This window comes from Modestobacter sp. VKM Ac-2977 (assembly GCF_026968045.1).
GTDB lineage: Bacteria > Actinomycetota > Actinomycetes > Mycobacteriales > Geodermatophilaceae > Modestobacter.
In genome coordinates this window covers 953,147-973,564 of record NZ_JAPVBQ010000001.1, presented here as the reverse complement: position 1 = coordinate 973,564, position 20,418 = coordinate 953,147, and the positions used below count along the sequence as shown (strand labels likewise).

Sequence of the window (20,418 nt, the reverse complement as noted above, 5' to 3'; positions counted from 1 at the left end):
GTCCGCCGGGTTCACCGGTCGGCGACGGCCGGGTCGTGCGGCAGGCCGAAGAGGTCGAACAACCGGGTGTCCAGGAACGCCGTCATCCGGGTGATCCGCCCGTCGGCCATGGTCAGCGCGTGGACGGCCCACGGCCGGTGCGCGCCGTCCGGCCCGTTGGGCCGCCACTGGGCGAAGGCCGGGTTCCCGTTGAGCTCCAGCGGCACCACGTGCGAGCCGCGGCACTCCGCGCCGGGGCCGGCGAACCAGGTGCCGATGTCCGCGGCGCTGCGCAGCCACATCGCGTAGGGCGGCATGTCCATCACGGCGTCCTCGTGCAGGAGGGCGACGAGGGCCTCGATGTCGTAGCGCAGGAAGGCGTCCAGGTAGCGGGCCAGCAGCTCGGCGTCCGGGGCGGCGACGTCCCGGTCGGGTGCCTTCTCCTGGGCCTGGGCCGCGGCGAGGGTGGCGCGGGCACGCTGCAGCGCACTGTTGGCGGCCGCGACGGAGGTCTCGAGCAGCGCCGCCACCTCGTCGGCCTTCCAGCGCAGCACGTCCCGCAGGATCAGCACGGCCCGCTGCCGCGGCGGCAGCAGCTGCAGCGCGGCGACGAATGCCAGCCGCACCGACTCCTTCTGCACGGCGAGGTCGGCCGGGTCGCCCCCCACGGGGAGGACGTTGCGGTCCAGCGCCGGCTCGACCCACGCCCCATCGGCCAGCACCCCGGCCAACGACGCCGGCACGGGGGCCGAGGACTCGTCGGACAGGTCGACCGGGAGCGCCCGGCGCTTGCGGCCGTCGAGGGCGTCGAGACAGACGTTGGTGGCGATCCGGTACAGCCAGGAGCGCAGTGCCCCGCTGCCCTGCAGCCGGTCCAGCGACCGCCAGGCCCGGACCATCGTCTCCTGGACCGCGTCCTCCGCGTCGAAGGACGACCCGAGCATCCGGTAGCAGTACCCGGTGAGCTCGCGCCGGTGCTCGGCCAGCCGCGGCTCCAGCGCGGCGGCCGGGCTCGCGCCCGGCCGCTCGGTGACGACACCGGTCATCGCAAGCACTCCTGCTCTCCGTCGTCGCCTGGTGGGCCCCGGACGAGGCGCGCTGCGACGTCCCGGCCGATCCTGCCCGAGGGCTACGACAGAGTGAAGGAGTCGGACTACTGGTAGGTGACCAGTTCCGGGGTCGGCTTCACCGTCTCGATCGTCTCCTGGGGGGAGATCATCGGCTCGTCCTCGTCGATGAAGTTCTTCCAGCCCCAGTACAGCGGCTCCGGTGCGCCGCGGTGCAGCACCTCCCAGGTGGTCTGCTTGGCCGGCTGGGAGCCCTGCCCGTCGACGTGCACCAGGATCGCCAGTTCGTCACGGGAGGTGTCCAGCCGCTCCCGGTCGACGATCATCCGCACCTGGAACTGGTGCAGCACCAGCAGCTTCTGCGGCAGGTCGTTCTCCCGGACCAGGTCGGCCAGCCAGGTCACCACCTGGTTGACCTCGTCGATGTTGACCTGACCGATCTGGCGCAGGTGCACCTCACCCGGCTTCAGCCTCCACTCCGGGTCCAGCGCCAGGCCGACGTAGGGCAGCTTCAGCAGCGGCTCGTACTGCTTGGCCTGGGTGAGGAAGTCGGTACGGCCCGGCTGGAGGTCCAGCACCACGTACAGACCGGCCTCACCGGCGGCCTCGACCCAGGGTCGCAGCGTCTCGACGTCCTGCTCGGCGGAGTAGTTGCCGTCCGGACCGGCCGAGGCCGAGGCCACCGTAGCGATGATCTCGAACGTCGGGACGACGGTGTTGTCCACCAGCGGCCGGTACTCGTCGGCGTACTGCTGTGCCCGCGCGATGGCACCGGGGAGGTCCTGCTCGCCCAACAGGCCCAGGGCACCGCTGCCAGGGATGCCGTAGAGGGCGATCAGCGTGTGCTCGGGGAACAGCAGCTGACCACCGCCGGGCAGCTGCGTGCCGGTGGCCACGGTGTCCAGCTTCCAGTCGATCCCCGGCGCCCCGGCCAGGTCGGCACCCAGCACGACGACCGTGGGCTCGGTGGCGAGGCGCTCGACGACCTCCGCGGACCCACGCGGGTCGACCACCCCGCCGGTGAGCAGCACCTCGGCACCGGCGGCCCGGGCCGTCGCGATCCCGGCCAACGACTGCGCGTCCCCGCTCGCGAGGACGACCACGTCCTCCAGCGCCTCGGGGCGCTGCACCTCGGGCAGCTCCCCCGTCGGCTCCGCCGGCTCGGTCTCCGACGCGTCGGACTCGGTCTCCGACGACTCGGACTCGGACGCAGCGGTCTCCGAGCCCTCGGCCGCCGTCTCGGCGGGGCTCGCCGGGGCCGGCGGGGCCTCCGCCGTCAGGACCGGCAGCGCGTCCGGCGCCAGCCCGGCCACCGCAGCCGCCCGCTCCGCATCGGGCACGGTCGTGGGCTCGGCGAGGTCCAGGCCGGTCGCCTCCGCCAGCGCCTCGGCGTCGGCGGGGACGGCCACGACGTCGACGTCGTCCGAGCCACCGGGGACCAGGTCGGCGGCGGCGTCGCCGACGGCGAGCACGGTCTGCACGCCGAGGCGGTCCAGCTCCGCCCCGAGCACGTCGGCGGGGTCGTCGGAGCCCAGCAGCAGGGGCACACCGAGACCCACCGCCGCCACCGCGCCCAGCAGCTCTGCGTCCGCATCGCCGCCACCGGCGACGACGGCCACGTCCGAGCTCTCGTACAGCGCCCGGCTGGTCGAGACGGCGGCGGCCACCGGATCGGCGTCGGGCACGAGCGTGCGCGCCGCATCCGGAGCCGTGGTCACGGCCCCGGCGACGGCGGGATCGTCCGAGCCCCCCGAGTCGGCCGAGCCGCCGGAGTCCCCGTCGTCCGAGCCGGTGCACCCGGCGAGCACCAGCGCGGTGACCAGGGCGAGCGCCGGGACGGCGGGACCGCGAGCGGGACGAGGGAGGACTGCGGTGCGGCGCATCGGCTACTTCCTGTGCCCGCGGCCACCAGGGAGCCGGGGTCCCGGGGCGGGCGGGCACGAACACGGTCGGGGGCACCCCGACAGTAGATGCGTCCGCCGCCGGCGCGAAACCCGCTGCTCGGGTCGACGTCCTGGACACGGCCGGGGCGGGCCGGGAGCATCTGCGCCCGAGATGAGCGCGCACAGGTCGGGACAACCCGAGTCCGCACCGGCCAGCCAGCGGGCTGGGGCGGCGCGTCACCGCCGGTCAGGCTGGTCCGCATGACGACGACCACCGCCGAACTGCCCGCTCGGGCCGGGCACCCCGTGGCGCACGAGCCCCGGCGCGGCTGGTGGCGCCAGCTCGGCATCGACACCGGCTACGTGCTGGTCAACTTCTGGTTGTCGATCTTCGCGTTCGTCCTGGTGATCACCCTGCTGACCGTCGGGGTGGTCACCCTGGGCATCTGGATCGGGCTCCTGGTCCTGGTGCTGGCCCTGCTGGTCGCCCGCGGCTTCGCGACGTTGGAGCGGAGGCAACTGCCCGACGTCCTGCGGAGGGAACTGCCCCGGCCGGTCTACCAGCGCACGCAGCCGGATGCCCCGCTGCTGCGCCGCCTGATCACCCCGCTGCGCGACCCCCAGTCCTGGCTCGACGTCCTGCACGCCGTGCTGCACATCACCGTGTCGATCCCGGTCTTCGTCGTGACGGTCGTCTGGTGGGCGATGGCCCTGGCCGGTCTGACCTCCATGACGTGGGACTGGTCGATCCCCTACGACGAGTCGGGGCAGGCGGAGAACTACACGTTGCCCGAGCTCATCGGGCTGGCCGACACCTCCACCAACCGGGTGCTGCTCTACACCGCGATCGGGGTGCTGTTCGCGCTCACCCTGCCGGCCGTCGTCCGGGGGTGCGCCCTCGCCGAGGCGCAGCTCGGCCGGGTTCTGCTGACCTCCCGGGCCGCCACCCAGGCCGAGATCGGCCGGCTGTCGGAGGGCCGGGACGCCGCCGTGGCGGCCGAGGCCGTCGCCCTGCGCCGCCTCGAGCGCGACATCCACGACGGCCCCCAGCAGCGGCTCGTCCGGCTGAGCATGGACCTGCACCGGGCCCGCCGGATGGTCGACAGCGACCCGGACGGCGCCCGCGCGACGCTGGAGGAGGCGGCGGCGCAGACCAGGGAGACGCTGGAGGAGCTGCGGGCACTGTCCCGCGGCATCGCCCCACCGGTGCTGGCCGACCGCGGCCTGGCCGCCGCGCTCGCCGCCCTCGCCGCCCGCTCCCCCGTGCCGGTCGAGCTGGCCGTCGCCCTCCCCCCGGGACAGCGGCTGACACCGGCCGTGGAGAACTCCGCGTACTTCCTGGTGAGCGAGGCGCTGGCGAACGTCGCCAAGCACAGCGAGGCGACGGTGAGCCGGGTGACGGTTGTCTGCGAGGACGACCGGCTCCGGGTGGTCGTCGAGGACGACGGCCGCGGCGGTGCCGTGCTGGCTCCCGGCCACGGGCTGGCCGGGCTGACCGATCGGCTGCGCGCGGTGGACGGGGTGCTGACCGTGGACAGCCCGCGGGGCGGGCCGACCCGGCTGATCGGCGAGCTGCCGTGCCGGTGACCGGGGGCGGCCCCCGGATGCGGGTCGTGCTGGCCGAGGACTCGGTGCTGCTCCGTGAGGGCCTCGTCCGGTTGCTCGGCGAGGCGGGCACCGAGGTGGTGGCCGCCGTCGCCGACGGGCCGTCACTGGTGCGGGCCGTCGTCGAGCACCGGCCGGACGTCGCCGTCGTCGACGTCCGGATGCCCCCGACCCACACCGACGAGGGGCTGCGGGCCGCGGTCGAGGCGCGCCGCGCCGTCCCGAGGACTGCGGTGCTGGTGCTCTCCCAGTACGTGGAGGTGGCCTACGCCGACGAGCTGCTCGCCGACGGCGCGGGCGGGGTCGGCTACCTGCTCAAGGACCGGGTCGCGCAGGTGGACCACTTCCTCACCGCTCTGGACGACGTCGTGGCCGGCGGCACGGTGCTCGACCCGCAGGTCGTCGCCCAGCTGTTCGCCCGGCGCCGGCGGGACGACCCGGTGCGCTCGCTCTCCCCCCGCGAACGGGAGGTGCTGGGGCTGATCGCCGAGGGTCACTCCAACGCCGCGATCGCCCGCGAGCTGGTCGTCACCCAAGGGGCCGTGGAGAAGCACACCCAGCACATCTTCGCCAAGCTCGGCCTGTCCCAGGACGACGACCAGCACCGCCGGGTGATGGCGACCCTGGCCTACCTGCGCAGCTGAGCGGGGCGCACCGGTTCAGCCGGCAGCGGCATCGAAGGCCGCTCGCAGCCGGGCAGGTGCCCGCAGCCGCCACGCATCGGTGAGCAGCTCGGCCAGCTCCGCCCGGTCCACGGCCGCGAGCTGGACGACGACCATGCTGCTGTTGCGGTAGTGGTGCGGCACCGAGAACACCCCCGGCCGCTCGGCAGCCAGCTCGGCGTTCTCCCCGGGCGCCAGCCGGATCGCCACCCACTCCTCCGCCGGCGGCATCGACGCGAAGACCTTGTCGCGCACCCGCAGGCAGGCCATGTCCCACGCCGGGCGCTCGGTGGCCTCCGGCAGGGCCAGGGCGATCGTCCGGACGTCGTCGGAAGTCGCTGCCATGGCGGCAGGGTGCCACCGGCCACCGACAGGACGCAGCCCTCGTCGGGCTGACCGGCCCACCGAGATGGTGCCAGCCCGACCTCGTTCGGGGGGCCAGCAGCAACGACATGATCATCTCGGGCCGCGAGGCTCGGTCCAGCGACGCCGCACCTCTGCGGCGCCCGAGCTGGAAGGCCCCATCGTGAGCGTCCCCGTGATGACCACCCTGCCCGCCACCGCGCCACCTCCCCCGCGGGACGGGTTCGCCGTCCGGGTGGCCCGGTGGAGCGCCACCCACCGCTGGACCGTGCTCGGGCTCTGGGTGCTGGCCGTCGCACTGGCCGTCGTCATCGGCGGCGCCATGGGCACGAAGACGCTCACCGCTGCGCAGAGCGGCAGCGGTGAGTCCGGCCGGGCCGACGTCGTCCTGGACGGGGCTGGGTTCCCCGACCCGCCGACCGAGCAGGTGCTCGTGCAGACCCGCGACGGCTCGGTGATCGGCGTCGAGGGCACCGCGGCCGCCGCCGACGTCGCCGCCGCCGTCAGCGGGCTCGACGAGGTGGCCGACGTCGGTGACCCGGTCCCCTCCGCCGACGGGACGGCGCTGCTGGTGCCGGTGACCCTCGACGTCGGGGACCGCACCGGCTCGGCCGCCGACGATGCGGCCGTCGACGCGGTGCGGCCGGTGCTCGACGCGGTCGCCGGGGTGCAGGCCGACCACCCGGGGCTGCAGGTCGTCGAGTCCGGCGGCAGCTCGCTGGACGCCGTCGTCGGCGAGCAGCTGGAGGAGGACTTCCTGCGTGCGGAACTGCTCAGCCTGCCGGTGACCCTGGTGGTCCTGTTGGTGGCCTTCGGTGCCCTGTTCGCCGCCGGAGTGCCGCTGCTGCTGGGGCTCACCGCCGTGGGCGGCGCTCTGGGCCTGGTCTCCCTCGTGTCCCAGCTGACCCCGGTCGACGCCAGCACCGCCAGCGTCGTGCTGCTGATCGGGATGGCCGTCGGGGTCGACTACGCGCTGTTCTACGTCCGACGGGCCCGGGAGGAACGGCGCCACGGCGCACCCACCGCGCTGGCCGTCGAGCTGGCCGCGGCCACCTCCGGGCGGGCCGTGCTCACCTCCGGACTCGCCGTCGCGGTGGCGATGGCGGGCATGTACCTGGCCGGGAGCCCGGTGTTCACCTCGTTCGCGACCGGCACGATCCTCGTGGTGCTGGTGTCGGTGATCGGCTCCCTGACCGTGCTGCCGGCGACGCTGGCGCTGCTGGGGCGGGGCATCGAGCGGCCGCGGGTCCCGCTGCTGGGCCGGCTGGTGGGCCGCACGGACGACAGCCGGGTCTGGTCCGCCGTCGTCCGGCGGGTGGTGTCCCGGCCGCGGACCTCGCTGGCGGTGGGGGCGGCCACGCTGCTGGCGGTGGCCGCGCCGGCGATCGGCATGGCCACCTCCAACCCCGGCATCGACGCGCTCTCCCGGGACAGCGACGTGGTCCGGGCCTACGACGCCATCGCCACGGCCTTCCCTCAGGAAGGCAGCACCGACCAGGTCGTCGTCTGGCGCACCGACGAGCAGCGGCTCGACGTGCCCGCCGTCCAGGACGCTGCCGACGAGCTGGTCGCCCGGCTGCCGGACGCCACGGCGGCCGGCGAGCTCGAGGTCAGCCCCGACGGCACGGTCGCCCGGCTGTCGGTGGCGGGCGCCGGTGCGGCCGGCAGCGACGAGGCCCGGGCCGGGCTCACCCAGCTGCGGGAGGACCTGGTGCCGGCCACGCTGGGCTCGGTGCCCGGCACGACCACCGCGGTCACCGGGACCACCGCCGGGGACGTCGACTTCGGCGACACGATGGCGCAGCGGCTGCCGATCGTGATCGGGTTCGTGCTGGCGCTCACCGTCGTCGTGCTGACCGTGGCGTTCCGGTCGCTGGCGGTGGCGCTGATCGCCGCCGTCCTCACCCTGCTGTCGGTGGGCGCCGCCTACGGCGTGCTGGTGCTGGTCTTCCAGTCGACCTGGGCCGAGGGCCTGCTCGGCTTCACCTCCACCGGGGCGATCGTCTCCTGGATCCCGCTGTTCCTGTTCGTGGTCCTCTTCGGGCTGTCGATGGACTACCACGTGTTCGTGGTCTCCCGGGTCCGCGAGGCGGCCCAAGCGGGCATCCCGCTGCGGCTTGCGGTGACGACCGGGGTCTCCCGCTCGGCCGGCGTGGTCACCAGCGCCGCGGTGGTCATGGTGGCGGTGTTCAGCATCTTCGCGACGCTGTCGATGCTGGAGTTCAAGCAGCTGGGGGTGGGCCTGGCGGTCGCGGTGCTGATCGACGCGACCGTGGTCCGCGGGGTGCTGCTGCCGGCGGCGATGGCGGTGCTGGGCGAGCGGACCTGGTGGCTGCCGCGGTGGCTGGGCTGGCTGCCGGCCAGCAGCCACTGAGGCCCGGGTGCGCGGTGCGCACGGGCGGAACTGGTTGGCCGACCGTCGTCCCCGCCGGGTAGACACGCCCCGTGACCGACATCGCCGACCAGCTCCGCCCGATCACCGCCGAGGAGTGGCCGCGCTTCGTCCGCGGCATGCGCACGACCTTCGGCCACGACCACGCCGGCCCCTACATGGACTCCCCGGCCCCGACGGCCGAGCTGGACCGCTCGCTCGCCCTGTTCGACGGCGAGCGGGTGGCCGCCACCGCCGGCATCTACAGCCTGGAGATGACCGTGCCGGGGGCGGTGGTGCCGACCGCCGGCGTCACCTGGGTGACCGTCTCCCCCACCCACCGGCGACGCGGGGTGCTGACGGCGGTCATGAGACGTCAGTTGCGCGAGTTGCACGCGGCCGGCCGCGAGCCGGTGGCGGCGCTGTGGGCCGCCGAGTGGCCGATCTACGGCCGGTTCGGGTACGCCCCGGTCGCCTCGCGGGGCGGCTGGACCGGGCTGACCGAGCGGCTGCACCTGCGCCCGGACGTCGACTGCGGCACCGGCACCGTGCGGCTGGTGGAGGTCGAGGAGTTCCGCCCGGCGGCCGCGGCACTGCACGAGCGGGTGCGCCGGTTCGTGCCGGGGAACATGGCCCGCGACGACCGGTGGTGGGAACGGCGGCTGCACGACTCCGCCGACCTGGCCGCCGGCGGCCCGCCCCGCCAGCTGGCGTTGCACACCGAGGCCGACGGGACGGTCACCGGGTTCGCCAGCTACCGGGTGCGGGCGGCCTGGACCGACACCAGCGAGCCGGAGGGCACGCTGACCGTCGAGGAGGTCCGGGCGAGCAGCCCGACCGCCTACGCCGCGTTGTGGCGTTTCCTGCTCGCGCACGACCTGATGCGCACGATCGAGTACCCGCAGGGGCCTGCCGACGATGCGCTGCCGCACCTGCTGGTCGACGGCCGGGCCTGGCACGCCCGCCCGGTCGACACGCTCTGGGTGCGGCTGGTCGACGTGGGCGCCGCGCTGTCCGCCCGCCGGTACCCGGCTCCGCTGGACATGGTCTTCGAGGTGCGCGATCGGTTCTGTGACTGGAACGACGGGCGCTGGCACGTCTGGGGCCATCCGGCGGGTGCTTACAGTGACCGCACCGACCGCGACCCGGACCTGGTGCTGGACGTCGAAGCGCTCGCCGCGGTCTACCTGGGCGGCGTCTCCCTCGCCTCGCTCCAGGCCGCCGGCCGGGTGACCGAGATCAGCCCGGGCGCAGTGACCCAGGCGTCGACGGCGTTCGGCTGGCCGGTCGCCCCCTGGTGCCCCGACTCCTTCTGACGGCCCCGCTGCAGGGTGTCGCCGCGAACTCGCGAGCGGGGGGCGTCCTCAGGCTGGCTGGGTGCCGTCCCACTCCGACAGCGGGGCGCAGTGCCAGCGCCAGGAGGTGACCGGCTCCCGGCCGGGCAGCTCGCCACGGCCGGTGGCCCACAGCAGCGCCGCCCACGGATCGGCGTCGGCCGGCGCCCACGGGAAGAGGCGTGCCCGGGTCGCCTCGGCCAGCGGGGACGGCGGGGTCCAGTCCAGCTCGCGGTCCGCCGCCACGTCGCCGGTGTGCAGCAGCAGCTCCGCACAGCCCATCCCGGCGAAGCCCGAGGCGTCGGCCAGGCCCCAGTCGTGCGCGCCGCGCTCGGCCGGGCCGGCGGCGTCGACCACCCGGGCCAGCACCTCGGTCGCCGCACCCAGCTGCTGGCAGGTCTCGGCGAGATCGGCATCGGGCCGGCGGACCACGTCGAAGGCGCTCACCTCCACCGGCCCGGCGACCAGGTCCTGGGCGTACCAGGTCAGGCAGGAGGTGATGTGCGCGGCGACGCCGACGACGTCGGTGCCCAGCGTCGGCACCGCCGCCGCACCGTCGGGCACCCGGGCGAACACCTGCTGGACCGCGGCGACCGCGGCGCGCAGGTCGTCCCCGGTCACCGGCGCCTGCTCACGGGGTGCGGGTGGGCAGCCCGCCGGCCGGACGCTGCCGGTTCTGCTCGTACTCGGTGAGCAGACCGATCCGGCGGGAGTGCCGCTCCTCGCCGCTGAACGGCTCACGCAGGTAGGTCAGCACCAGGGCGGTCGCCTCCGCCACGCTGTGCTGGCGGTTGCCCACGGCGGCGACGTTGGCGTCGTTGTGCTGGCGGGCCAGCTGGGCGGTGCTCTCGTTCCAGATCAGCGCCGCGCGGACCCCGGGCACCTTGTTCGCGGCGATCTGCTCGCCGTTGCCCGAGCCGCCGATGACGATGCCGAGGCTGCCCGGCTCGGTGACGACCCGCTCCCCCACCTCGAAGCAGAACGGCGGGTAGTCGTCCTGCGGGTCGTAGTCGAAGGCCCCGCAGTCGACCGGCTCGAAGCCCTCGTCGGCGAGCGCCTGCATCAGGTGGGACTTCAGTTCGAGGCCGGCGTGGTCCGTGCCGAGGAAGACGCGCATGTGCCGATCTTCTCACCGACTCCTGGCAGGCTGGCCCGGTGGCGGTGCTCGGGGTGGACGGCTGGCGCGGGAAGTGGGTCGGTGCGCTGCTCGACGGGCGCACGGTGGAGCTGCGGGTGCTGGACGACGCGGCGGCGGTGCTGGCGGTGCCGGACGTCGAGGTGGTCGCCATCGACATGCCGATCGGGCTGTCGGAGGACGGCGTCCGAGCCTGCGACCTCGCCGCGCGCGACCTGCTGCGGCGCACCGGCGCAGCGAGTTCGGTCTTCCCCGCCCCGGTCCGCGCCGTCCTCGCTGCCCCTGACTACGCCCGAGCCCGGGAGCTGAGCCGCGCCGCAGCGAACGGGCGGGCGCCGTCCGCGCAGACCTTCATGCTGGTCGCGGCGATCAAGGACCTGGACGAGGTCCTCGGTGAACCCCCGACCGACCGGGTGGTGGAGGTGCACCCTGAGCTGGCGTTCCGGCTCGGGCTCGGCGGGGTCACCGACCGCAAGGGAACCGCCCGCGGCACGGTGCAGCGACTGCGGGCCCTGCGCGCCGTCATGGACGTGGAGGAGGCACTGGCCGGGGCTCCGGCCGGCGTCCCGCTCGTCGATGCGCTCGACGCCTGCGCCGCTGCCTGGTCGGCCCAGCGGCTGGCCGCCGGCACCGCCGAGCGGGTGGGCGACGGGACGGCGGACTCCCGCGGCCGGCCGATGCGGATCTGCTGGTGACCGCCGGCTGGCGGGAGATCGGCGACCGGGTGTTCGTCCGCCGACACCGCGAGCTCGACCTCAACTGTGGGCTGGTCGTCGGCGACGGCGGCTGCCTGGTCATCGACACCCGCTCCCACCTCGGTGAGGGCCGAGCCCTGGCCGAGGCGGTCCGGGCCGTCACCCCGCACCCCTGGACCGTCGTCAACACCCATGCCCACCACGACCACTGCTTCGGCAACGCGGCGTTCCGGCCGGCCGACGTCTGGGGGCACCGCCGCTGCGCCGATGAGCTCGAGGCGACCGGTGAGCAACAGCGCGCCTCGGTGGTCACCGGCCTCCGGGAGGACGGCGACCCGGCCGCCGAACTGGTCGCCACCGCACCGATCGACCCGCCCGACCACCTGGTCGACGACCTCGCCCGGCTGGACGTGGGTGGCCGCACCGTGACGCTGCGGCACCTCGGGCGCGGGCACACCGGCGCGGACCTGGTGGTCACCGTGGACGACGTCCTCTTCGCCGGGGACCTGGTCGAGGACGGGTCGCCACCGGCCATGGAGGACGCCTACCCGCTGGAGTGGGCGCAGACGGTCACGGCGCTGCTCGAGCTGGTGCGCGGGCCGGTCGTCCCCGGGCACGGCGGGGTGGTGGACGCGGCCTTCGTGGCCGCCCAGCGCGACGAACTGGCCCAGCTGGCGACCTGGCTGACCGACCCCGCTGCACACCCGCCGTTCGACGAGGCCACCCGGGCGACCGCCCGTACCCGAGCCTGAACGACGCCACGGACGAGGGACCGAGGTCCGTCACCGCGGTCAGTGGTGTGTGATGGGATCTGTGGTGCCTGATCCGAGCAGCGGCGGGCTCTCCCCGCCGAGCCGGAGGAACCCCGTGCAGGACCGGCCTCGTGCCCACCCTTCCCCTGACGCGCGCCGCGCCGGCGCCTGGGCGGAGTCGGTCGCGATCCCGCTGGTCTGCATGGACCGCGACTTCCGCTGGGTGTACGTCAACCGAGCCGCCGAGACGCTGCTGCAGGAACGGCGGGAGGACCTCCTCGGCCGCACGCAGTGGGAGATCCACCCGCTGACCCTGGGCACCGACGTGGAGCGGGCCTACCGGCACACGATGGACACCCGGGAGCCGGTGGACTTCGAGCAGTACTACCCACCGCACGACCGCTGGTACCGGATGTCGGTGCGCCCGGCCGCCGACGGCATGGACGTCGAGTTCCACGACATCACCGCCGAGCGACGCCGCGCCGGGGCACCCACAGGTTCCCCGGCCACAGCCGACGACGCCCCGGCGGTGGAGCTGCTGGACCTGCTCACCGAGACGTCCGCCGCGCTGAGCACCACCCTCGACGTCGGCGAGGGCGTCCGCCGGCTGGCCCGGCTGGTCGTCCCCCGGCTCGCCGACTGGGTCATCGTCAGCACGTACGACGCGGCCAGCGGCGCCCTGGACGACCTCGCCGTGGTGCACCGGCGCCCGGAGATGCAGCACGCCGCCGAGGTCTACGCCGAGTCCCGGACCGGCGCCCTGGCCGCGGACTCGCCGGCACGCCGGGCGATCCGCAGCGGTCGGGCGGTGCTCCTCGGCGACGGCCGGGCCGACCAGGTCGACTCGGTCGCCACCGCACTGGTGGTCACCCCGCAGGCGCAGCAGCTGCTGGCCGCCCTGCGGCCCGGCGGCGTCGCCGCCGTCCCGCTGCTGGCCGGTGGCCGCACCGTGGGGCTGCTCAGCCTGTTCCGGGACGTCGGCTCCACCCCGTGGACCCCCCGGGAGCTGCGCGCCGCCACCGATGTCGCGGCCCGGGCCGGCACGGCCCTGGACAACGCGCGCCTGTTCACCCAGCAGCGCCAGGTCGCCGAGCACCTGCAGCGCAGCCTGCTCACCGAACCACCGCAGCCGGACCACAGCGAGGTCGTGGTCCGGTACCTGCCCGCCGTGCAGGCCGCCCGGGTGGGTGGGGACTGGTACGACGCGTTCGTCCAGCCCGGGGGCACCACGATGGTCGTGATCGGCGACGTGGCCGGGCACGACATCGAGGCAGCGGCCGCGATGGGCCAGTTGCGCAGCCTGCTGCGGGGCATCGCCGTCTACAGCGACGCGGGACCGGCCGAGGTGCTCGCCGGGCTGGACCGCGCGATGGACGTGCTGGCCGTCGGCACGATCGCCACCGCCGCCACCGCCCGCTTCGAGCAGACCGACGAGGAACGCGGGCGCGGCGTCACCCGGATGTGCTGGTCCAGCGCCGGGCACCCGCCGCCGCTGCTGCTGGACGTCGAGGGCCGGGTGACCACCCTGGACAGCGGGCGGGCCGACCTGCTGCTGGGCGTGGACTCGGCCACGAGGCGCGTCGAGCAGGTGACGGAGCTGGACCGCGACACGACGGTGTTCCTCTACACCGACGGGCTGATCGAGCAGCGTGGGCCCGAGGGCCCCATCGGGCTGGACGCCGGCCTGGACCGGCTGCGGGAGGCGCTGGCCGACCTCGCCCACCTGCCGTTGGGGTCGCTGTGCGACGCCGTCCTCGAGCGGCTGGTGCACGGCCGTCCTGAGGACGACGTCGCGCTGGTGGCGGTGCGCCTGCACCGGCAGGACCGGCCCCGCCCGGCGGTGGCCGGACCGGGCCACGTCCCGGACGTCGTCCCCGCAGCGCCCGCGGCCTGACGGCTCTCAGGCGAGCTTGCGGACGACCGGCAGCGGCAGCACGCGCAGCAGGCCGGCGACCGGGCGCCACGGCCACTCGGGGACGTAGGCGCGCACCGGCTCCCGCTCGATCGCCGCGGTCAGCGCGGTGACGCCGGTCTGCAGGTCGACGGTGAACGGGCCGCGACGGCCGGTGTTGATGTCGGTCTCGATGAAGCCGGGGTGGATGGTGCTGACCCGGATCGCGCGGGTGTGCCGGCTCCCCAGCAGGTCGGCGCGGATGCCCTCGGCGAGCACGGCGTCCGCGGCCTTGGAGGTGGCGTACGCCGTCCGGGTGCCGCCCATGCCGCGTACCCCGGCGACCGAGGAGATGACCACCAGGTGCCCGCTCCCCTGGGCGCGGAACAGCTCGACGGCGGCTTCGCAGCAGGCGTGCGTGCCCAGCACGTTGGTGACCAGCACCTGCCGGTTCGGTCCCGCCTTGCCCGTGCCCACCGGGGCGCCCTTGCCGAGGCCCGCGTTGGCGATGAACCGGTCGATGCCGCCCAGTTCGGCGGCCAGCCGGGGCACGGTCGCCGCGACGGCCTCGGGGTCGTCGACGTCCAGCTCGCCGATCACGACCCGGATGCCGGGGTGCGAGGTCAGCAGCTCGTCGCGGAGCTCGGCCAGGCGGTCCAGCCGCCGGGCCACCAGCACCAGGTCGCGGCCTCGGGCGGCGAACTCCCGGGCCATGCCCTGGCCGAGGCCGGCGCTCGCGCCGGTGATGAAGACGCGCTGACGAACGGGGGGCGGCATCGACTCAGGATGCCGCACCCCGTCGCGGGGGGCCGAAGTCGCGATCTCGGCCCCTCGGGTGATCAGCGGGTGCCGGTCAGCTCCAGGGCGTCGGCGGGCACGGAGGACATGTCCGGCCCGGAGAGGCGGGTGCGCTTGAGCTCCCAGAAGTCGGGCAGGTTGGCCAGCAGGACGGCGCCGTCGAACGCCTTGCCGGCCTCCTCACCGGTCGGCACCTTGCTGATCACCGGGCCGAAGAACGCCACGCCGTCGATGTGCATGACGGGGGTGCCGACGTCGTCGCCGACCGGGTCCATCCCCTCGTGGTGGCTCTTCTCCAGCGCCGCGTCGTACTCGGTCGAGCCGGCCGCCTCGGCCAGCTCGGCGGGCAGGCCCACCCGCTCCAGCGCCGGGGCGATGATCTCCTCGATCTCCACGCCGTCGTGGTGCCGCAGCGTGCCCATGGCGGTGTAGAGGTCGCCCAGCACGGCGTCGCCGTGCTGCTGGGCGGCGGCGACCGCGACCCGCACCGGGCCGATCGCCTTGGCCATCATCTCCTGGTAGTCCGGCGACAGGTCACGGCCGCGGTTGAGCACCGACAGCGACATCACGTGCCAGTGCAGGTCGATGTCACGGACCTTCGCCGCCTCCAGCACCCACCGGCTGGTGAGCCACGCCCACGGGCACAGCGGGTCGAACCAGAAGTCGACGCGGGCCTTCACGGGAGAGCTCTGCACTGCCTCGGTCATGGTGCTCCTCAGTCTGTCGTCGGTGCTCCGGGCGGTCGGTCGAACGACACCCGGTCGTCTGGGCCGACCAAGTCGGGCCGTCCCCGGCTTGTTCCCCGCTCTCCTCGGGACCACACGGGGAGGAGACCGTCGTCCCCGCATGGGAGGCTCCGGGGCGTGGCAGTTCCCAACCTGACTCGTGACGACGCCGCGGCCCGCGCCGCGCTGCTGGCCGTCTCCAGCTACGACCTCTTCCTGGACGTGACCGACGGCCAGGGCCATCCCGGCGAGGAGACGTTCCGCTCGGTCACCACCATCCACTTCGAGGCCCGCTCCCCCGGGGCCGACACCTTCGTCGACCTCGTCGCCGACCGGGTGCGCTCGGCGACGCTCAACGGCGTCGAGCTCGACGTCAGCGGCTACACCGAGGAGGGCGGTCTGGCCCTGCCCGGGCTGGCCGCCACCAACGAGCTGGTCGTCGACGCCGACTGCCGGTACTCCCGCACCGGCGAGGGCCTGCACCGGTTCGTCGACCCGGAGGACGAGCAGGTCTACCTCTACACGCACTTCGAGCCGGCCGAGGCGAAGCGGATGTTCGCCTGCTTCGACCAGCCCGACCTCAAGGCGACGTTCACCGTGCACGTCACCGCGCCGTTCGACTGGCAGGTCGTCAGCAACACCGGTGACCGCACGATCGAGGCCGGCGAGGCCGGTTCGCAGCTGGTGCACTTCACCCCGACCAAGCGCATCTCCACCTACCTGGTGGCCCTGGTCGCCGGCCCGTACGCCCGGGTCACCGACCTGCACGACGGCATCCCGCTGGGCATCTACTGCCGGGCGTCGCTGGCCCAGCACCTCGACCCCGAGGAGATCTTCGCGGTCACCAAGGCCGGGTTCGACTTCTACCACCGGGTCTTCGACTACCCGTACCCGTTCGACAAGTACGACCAGCTCTTCGTCCCCGAGTTCAACGCCGGGGCGATGGAGAACGCCGGCTGCGTGACGTTCCTGGAGGACTACGTCTTCCGGTCCAAGACCAGCCGCGCGCGCTACGAGCGGCGCGCCGAGACGATCCTGCACGAGCTGGCGCACATGTGGTTCGGCGACCTGGTGACCATGCGCTGGTGGGACGACCTGTGGCTCAACGAGTCCTTCGCGACCTACATCTCCACGCTCTGCCAGGCCGAGGCCACCGAGTACACGACCGCGTGGACGACGTTCGCCAACACCGAGAAGTCCTGGGCCTACGCGCAGGACCAGCTGCCCTCCACCCACCCGATCGCGGCCGACATGGTCGACGTCGCCGCGGTGGAGGTGAACTTCGACGGGATCACCTACGCCAAGGGCGCCTCGGTGCTCAAGCAGCTGGTGGCCTACGTCGGGCAGGACGACTTCCTGGCCGGGGTGCGCCGGTACTTCCGCAAGCACGAGTACGGCAACACCACCCTCGACGACCTGCTCAGCGAGCTCTCCGAGGCATCGGGCCGCGACCTGTCGGACTGGTCTGCGCAGTGGCTGCAGACCAGCCAGGTGAACACCCTGCGCCCGGTGTACGAGCTCGACGCCGACGGCCGGTACGCCTCCTTCGCGATCGAGCAGACCGCCGTACCCGCGCACCCCGTGCTGCGGAGACACCGGCTGGCGGTCGGCCTCTACAGCTCCGGCCCCGGCGGGCTGACCCGGTCGCACCGCGTGGAGCTGGACGTCGACGGGGCACGCACCGAGGTGACCGAGCTGGTCGGCCACCCGGCCGCGGACCTGGTGCTGGTCAACGACGACGACCTCACCTACGCCAAGCTGCGCCTCGACGAGCGGTCGCTGGCCACCCTGCGCAGCCAGATCGGCGCGATCCCCGACTCGCTGCCGCGGGCGCTGTGCTGGTCAGCGGCCTGGGACATGACCCGCGACGGCGAGCTGGCGGCCCGTGACTGGGTCCAGCTCGTGCTCGCCGGCGTCGACGCGGAGACCGAGATCAGCGTCGTCCAGTCGCTGCTGGCCCGCGTGCAGTCGTCGCTGGCCTCCTACGCCGACCCGGCCTGGGCGCCGACCGGCTGGGAGGCGCTGGCCGACAAGGCGCTGGCCGCACTGCACGGTGCGGCGCCCGGCAGCGACGCGCAGCTGCAGTGGTCGCGCACCCTGGCGGCCGCGGCCCGCGGCGACGAGCACGTGGCGGCACTGCGGGGGCTGCTCGACGGGTCCCTGGCCGTCGAGGGCCTCACGGTCGACACCGACGCCCGCTGGGCGTTCCTGCACGGCCTGGTCGCCGTAGGGGCTGCCGGCGACGCGGAGATCGACGCGGAGGCCGAGCGGGACGCCACCGCCACCGGGGCCCGGCGGGCTGCGACCGCCCGGGCGCTGCGGCCGACGCCGGAGTCGAAGGCGGAGACCTGGGAGCGGGCGTTCACCGACGAGTCGATCGCCAACGCCGTGCACGAGGCGATGGTCGCCGGCTTCTGGCACCCGGCCCAGCAGGAGCTCACCGCCCCCTACGTGGACCGGTACTTCGCCGACATCCGCGGGCTGTGGGACCGGCGTCCGGGCGAGATCGCCAAGAACGCCGTGGAGTACCTGTTCCCGAAGGTCGTCGAGGAGCGGACGCTCGCCGCTGCCGACGCCTGGCTGGCCGACGAGGGTGCCCCCGCGCCGCTGCGCCGGCTGGTGAGCGAGGGGCGGGACGGCATCGCCCGGGCCCTGTGGGCGCGCAAGCGGGACGCCGCCGCCGGCTGAGGGGCGGACCCGTCGAACGCCAGCGGCCCAGGACTCGACGAGTCCTGGGCCGCTGGCGTTCAGCCCCCTGCCGGGGGCGCGTGCTCAGTGGGCGTTGCGGCGCGCGGGGTGACCGGCGGCGTCGGACAGCTGCCGCAGCCCGTTGATGATCGCCCCGACCAGGTCGCCGGCGCCCAGCCGGCTGGTCATCGACAGCACGGCGAGGGCACACGCCCGGTCGGGCAGCCGGCGGGCGGCCGCGGTGCCCGTGACGATCTCCAGCACCCGTTGCCCCGGCGCGAGGGCGACCAGGACGCTGTTGGAGGTGTCACCGCCGGAGCGGGAGTGCAGGTCCTCCGCCGTGGCCCGGGTGTCGGAGCCCAGCTCGCCCACGTAGAGGGTGAACCGCAGCCCGGTCTCCCGGGAGGACATGGTCAGCGCCTCGTCGAGCCGGGCGAGGTCGCGGTAGCTGAACGGCCCCGAGCCGGGCTCCATCACGGAGCTGTTCCCGGTCTGCTCCGTCGCGCTGGGCCCGTACTGGTCGGCGGCGGGCTGCCGGTTGAGCTGCTGGGTCATCTGGGGGGTGCCTCCGGACTGCGACGCGGACTGCGACGGGACGTGGGACGACGCGGTGCTCACCGGCGGGTCACCAGGTCCCGCGGGCGCCGCCGGCGGCGGTGCGCCGGACGGTGTCGGAGTCGGCCACGTGCGGGTGCTGGCCGATGGCCAGCGCCGAGGCGGTGGCGCCCAGTCGCGGAGCGGCGTGTCCGGCCCCGGGTGCGTCCTCGGCGTGGCCACCGACCACTCCGGGGACGTCGGGGTGCGGCTCGTACCAGACGGGAGCGTGCTCCCAGGGGCGGCCGGGGCGGTACTTGGTCTGGTCCTTGCCGCGGCCGGGGAACAGCGTCACCGCAGCGAACAGCAGCACGATCACCAGCGGGATGACGCCGTAGATGAGCACGGTCTCGAGCACGGGCATGGCCGCAATCTACCGGGACGAGCGATCACCGGCCCGGCAGGACGGGTCACCACATCGCGGGGTGTCGGTGCCCCCACGGCCGCGCCTCCTCCAGTTGCGCGGACAGCGAGATCAGCGTCGCCTCGTCGGCCGGGCGGCCCACCAGCATGGTCCCGATGGGCAGCCCGCCCGCCGTCCACCACAGCGGCACGCTGACCGCCGGCTGACCGGTGACGTTGTAGACCGCCGGGAAGGCCGCGTACCTCTTCTGCCGCTCGAAGTCCGCGGCACCGTCGCCGTCCCCGTCGAACCAGCCGACCGGCTGGGGCGGCAGCGTGCAGATCGGGGAGAGCAGCACGTCGTACCGGGTGGTGGACTGGATGAACCGGCGGGCGAAGACCCGCAACGTGAACATCGCCTGCATCGCGTCCCTCGCGCTGAGCGCCAGCCCCCGGTCGCGGAGGAAGCGGGTCAGCGGCCGCAGCCGGTCCAGCTGGGACGGCGGCACCGGCAGCGTCGTGGCCGACAACGCCCAGACCACCTCGAAGGCCGGGAAGACCTCCGGCGTGAGCGGTGCGGCCGGCAGGTCCTCGACCTCGTGGCCCAGCTCGGACAGCAGCGCGGAGGCGTCCTCGAACGCCGCCCGGACCTCGGGGTCCAGGTCGGCGCCGGGCATGCCGGAGTCCAGGTAGCGACCGATCCGCAGCCGGCCCGGCGGGCGGTCGGCGTAGCCGAGGAAGGTCTCCCCGGCCGGCGGCGGCGGTGCCCAGAACGGGTCACCCAGCACCGGCCCGGCCATCGCGTCGAGCATCGCCGCGGCGTCCCGCACGGTGCGGGCCAGCGGCCCCTGGACGCCCAGGCCGGTGGTCTCGCTGCCCAGCGGGGCGTTGCTCACCCGGCCGCGGCTGGGCTTGATGCCGAACAGCCCGTTGATCCCGGCCGGGATGCGGATGGAGCCGCCGCCGTCGGACCCGTGGGCGAACGGCAGCAGCCCGGCGGCCACCGCAGCAGCCGCACCACCGCTGGAGCCGCCGGCCAGGAGCGAGGGCTCCCACGGGCACCGGGCGGGGCCGGCGAGGTCGTTGTCGGTGTAGCAGGGGAAGCCGAACTCGGGGGTGTTCGTCTTGCCCAGGCTGATCGTGCCGGCGGCGGCCAGCGCGGTGACCACGGCGTCGTCGACGGTGGGCACGAAGTCGGCCAGCACCGCCGAGCCGAAGGTGGTGCGCACCCCGGCGGTGTTGGCCAGGTCCTTGATCGCGGTCGGGACGCCGTGCAGCGGCGGCAGGTCCCCGCCGTCCAGCACCGCCCGGTCGGCCGCCGCGGCTGCGGCGCGCGCCCGGTCGGGGGTGACGGTCAGGAAGGCACCGACAGCGGGGTCCAGCGCCTCGATGCGGGCGAGGGAGTGCTCGACCAGCTCGGTGGGGCTCACCTCCTTCGCGCGGACCGCGGCTGCCTGCTCGAGCGCGGTGAGGTCGTGCAGTCGTGTTCCGGGCGAGGAGGTCACGACCCGGACGCTAGCCGGGACGGGCAGGA

18 protein-coding genes are annotated in these 20,418 nt (G+C 74.5%); 8 read left to right on the top strand and 10 right to left on the bottom strand.

Features of this window, described 5'->3' with window-relative positions; genetic code table 11:
- Positions 1-11: 11 nt before the first annotated feature.
- On the bottom strand, positions 12-1,025 hold the full coding sequence (locus tag O2V63_RS04755; RefSeq protein ID WP_269166415.1) for a sigma-70 family RNA polymerase sigma factor: 1,014 nt from the start codon (positions 1,023-1,025) through the stop codon (positions 12-14).
- 107 nt (positions 1,026-1,132) lie between these two features.
- Positions 1,133-2,929 (bottom strand): hypothetical protein, encoded by a 1,797-nt coding sequence (locus tag O2V63_RS04750; RefSeq protein WP_269166414.1) that lies wholly within the window; start codon positions 2,927-2,929, stop codon positions 1,133-1,135.
- Between the two features lie 261 nt (positions 2,930-3,190).
- Here O2V63_RS04750 and O2V63_RS04745 point away from each other — a divergent pair, with 261 nt between their 5' ends.
- The gene (locus tag O2V63_RS04745; RefSeq protein ID WP_269166413.1) at positions 3,191-4,516 is read left to right on the top strand and encodes a sensor histidine kinase; all 1,326 of its coding nucleotides are present in this window, start codon (positions 3,191-3,193) and stop codon (positions 4,514-4,516) included.
- Positions 4,513-5,178, top strand: a complete 666-nt coding sequence (locus O2V63_RS04740; RefSeq protein WP_269166412.1) for a response regulator transcription factor — start codon at positions 4,513-4,515, stop codon at positions 5,176-5,178. The genes O2V63_RS04745 and O2V63_RS04740 overlap by 4 nt, the downstream gene beginning before the upstream one ends.
- Before the next feature lie 15 nt (positions 5,179-5,193).
- On the opposite strand, the gene O2V63_RS04735 is transcribed toward O2V63_RS04740, so the two are convergent.
- Complete coding sequence (locus O2V63_RS04735; protein WP_269166411.1) at positions 5,194-5,541, bottom strand: MmcQ/YjbR family DNA-binding protein; 348 nt, start codon at positions 5,539-5,541, stop codon at positions 5,194-5,196.
- Between the two features lie 196 nt (positions 5,542-5,737).
- On the opposite strand from O2V63_RS04735, the gene O2V63_RS04730 reads away from it, so the two are divergent.
- Both O2V63_RS04730 and O2V63_RS04725 read left to right on the top strand, forming a co-directional pair.
- On the top strand, positions 5,738-7,933 hold the full coding sequence (locus tag O2V63_RS04730) for an MMPL family transporter (protein ID WP_269166410.1): 2,196 nt from the start codon (positions 5,738-5,740) through the stop codon (positions 7,931-7,933).
- Positions 7,934-8,004: 71 nt separating this feature from the next.
- Positions 8,005-9,246 carry a GNAT family N-acetyltransferase gene (locus O2V63_RS04725; protein WP_269166409.1) on the top strand — a complete coding sequence of 414 codons (1,242 nt, stop codon included), beginning with the start codon at positions 8,005-8,007 and terminating at the stop codon, positions 9,244-9,246.
- A gap of 48 nt (positions 9,247-9,294) precedes the next feature.
- On the opposite strand, the gene O2V63_RS04720 is transcribed toward O2V63_RS04725, so the two are convergent.
- Positions 9,295-9,885 carry a hypothetical protein gene (locus O2V63_RS04720; protein ID WP_269166408.1) on the bottom strand — a complete coding sequence of 197 codons (591 nt, stop codon included), beginning with the start codon at positions 9,883-9,885 and terminating at the stop codon, positions 9,295-9,297.
- 10 nt (positions 9,886-9,895) lie between these two features.
- Positions 9,896-10,381 carry a ribose-5-phosphate isomerase gene (locus O2V63_RS04715; RefSeq protein ID WP_269166407.1) on the bottom strand — a complete coding sequence of 162 codons (486 nt, stop codon included), beginning with the start codon at positions 10,379-10,381 and terminating at the stop codon, positions 9,896-9,898.
- Positions 10,382-10,419: 38 nt separating this feature from the next.
- Between O2V63_RS04715 and O2V63_RS04710 the strand changes: the two genes are divergently transcribed.
- From O2V63_RS04710 to O2V63_RS04700, 3 genes are read left to right on the top strand one after another with little or no spacing between them, the layout of a single operon-like run.
- The gene (locus tag O2V63_RS04710; protein WP_269166406.1) at positions 10,420-11,094 is read left to right on the top strand and encodes a DUF429 domain-containing protein; all 675 of its coding nucleotides are present in this window, start codon (positions 10,420-10,422) and stop codon (positions 11,092-11,094) included.
- Complete coding sequence (locus O2V63_RS04705; protein WP_269166405.1) at positions 11,091-11,846, top strand: MBL fold metallo-hydrolase; 756 nt, start codon at positions 11,091-11,093, stop codon at positions 11,844-11,846. Before O2V63_RS04710 ends, O2V63_RS04705 begins: the two co-directional genes overlap by 4 nt.
- Positions 11,847-11,898: 52 nt before the next feature.
- On the top strand, positions 11,899-13,740 hold the full coding sequence (locus tag O2V63_RS04700) for a SpoIIE family protein phosphatase (protein WP_442928988.1): 1,842 nt from the start codon (positions 11,899-11,901) through the stop codon (positions 13,738-13,740).
- A 6-nt stretch (positions 13,741-13,746) separates the two neighbouring features.
- Here the strand turns inward: O2V63_RS04700 and O2V63_RS04695 are convergent, their stop codons facing one another.
- Together O2V63_RS04695 and O2V63_RS04690 are read right to left on the bottom strand one after the other, a co-directional pair.
- Positions 13,747-14,514, bottom strand: a complete 768-nt coding sequence (locus O2V63_RS04695) for an SDR family oxidoreductase (RefSeq protein ID WP_269166403.1) — start codon at positions 14,512-14,514, stop codon at positions 13,747-13,749.
- A gap of 62 nt (positions 14,515-14,576) precedes the next feature.
- On the bottom strand, positions 14,577-15,242 hold the full coding sequence (locus O2V63_RS04690; protein ID WP_269166402.1) for a mycothiol-dependent nitroreductase Rv2466c family protein: 666 nt from the start codon (positions 15,240-15,242) through the stop codon (positions 14,577-14,579).
- 156 nt (positions 15,243-15,398) lie between these two features.
- On the opposite strand from O2V63_RS04690, the gene pepN reads away from it, so the two are divergent.
- A complete protein-coding gene (gene pepN, locus O2V63_RS04685) occupies positions 15,399-17,948 on the top strand; it encodes an aminopeptidase N (RefSeq protein ID WP_269166400.1) in 2,550 nt (849 codons plus the stop codon).
- An 84-nt stretch (positions 17,949-18,032) separates the two neighbouring features.
- Here pepN and O2V63_RS04680 read toward each other — a convergent pair whose 3' ends face one another.
- From O2V63_RS04680 to O2V63_RS04670, 3 genes are all read right to left on the bottom strand, one after another.
- Positions 18,033-18,503 (bottom strand): DUF5130 family protein, encoded by a 471-nt coding sequence (locus tag O2V63_RS04680; protein ID WP_269166398.1) that lies wholly within the window; start codon positions 18,501-18,503, stop codon positions 18,033-18,035.
- Positions 18,504-18,573: 70 nt separating this feature from the next.
- Positions 18,574-18,906, bottom strand: coding sequence for an aa3-type cytochrome oxidase subunit CtaJ (ctaJ, locus tag O2V63_RS04675; protein ID WP_269166397.1), 333 nt, complete (start codon positions 18,904-18,906; stop codon positions 18,574-18,576).
- 46 nt (positions 18,907-18,952) lie between these two features.
- Complete coding sequence (locus tag O2V63_RS04670; RefSeq protein WP_269166396.1) at positions 18,953-20,389, bottom strand: amidase; 1,437 nt, start codon at positions 20,387-20,389, stop codon at positions 18,953-18,955.
- Positions 20,390-20,418: the final 29 nt, after the last annotated feature.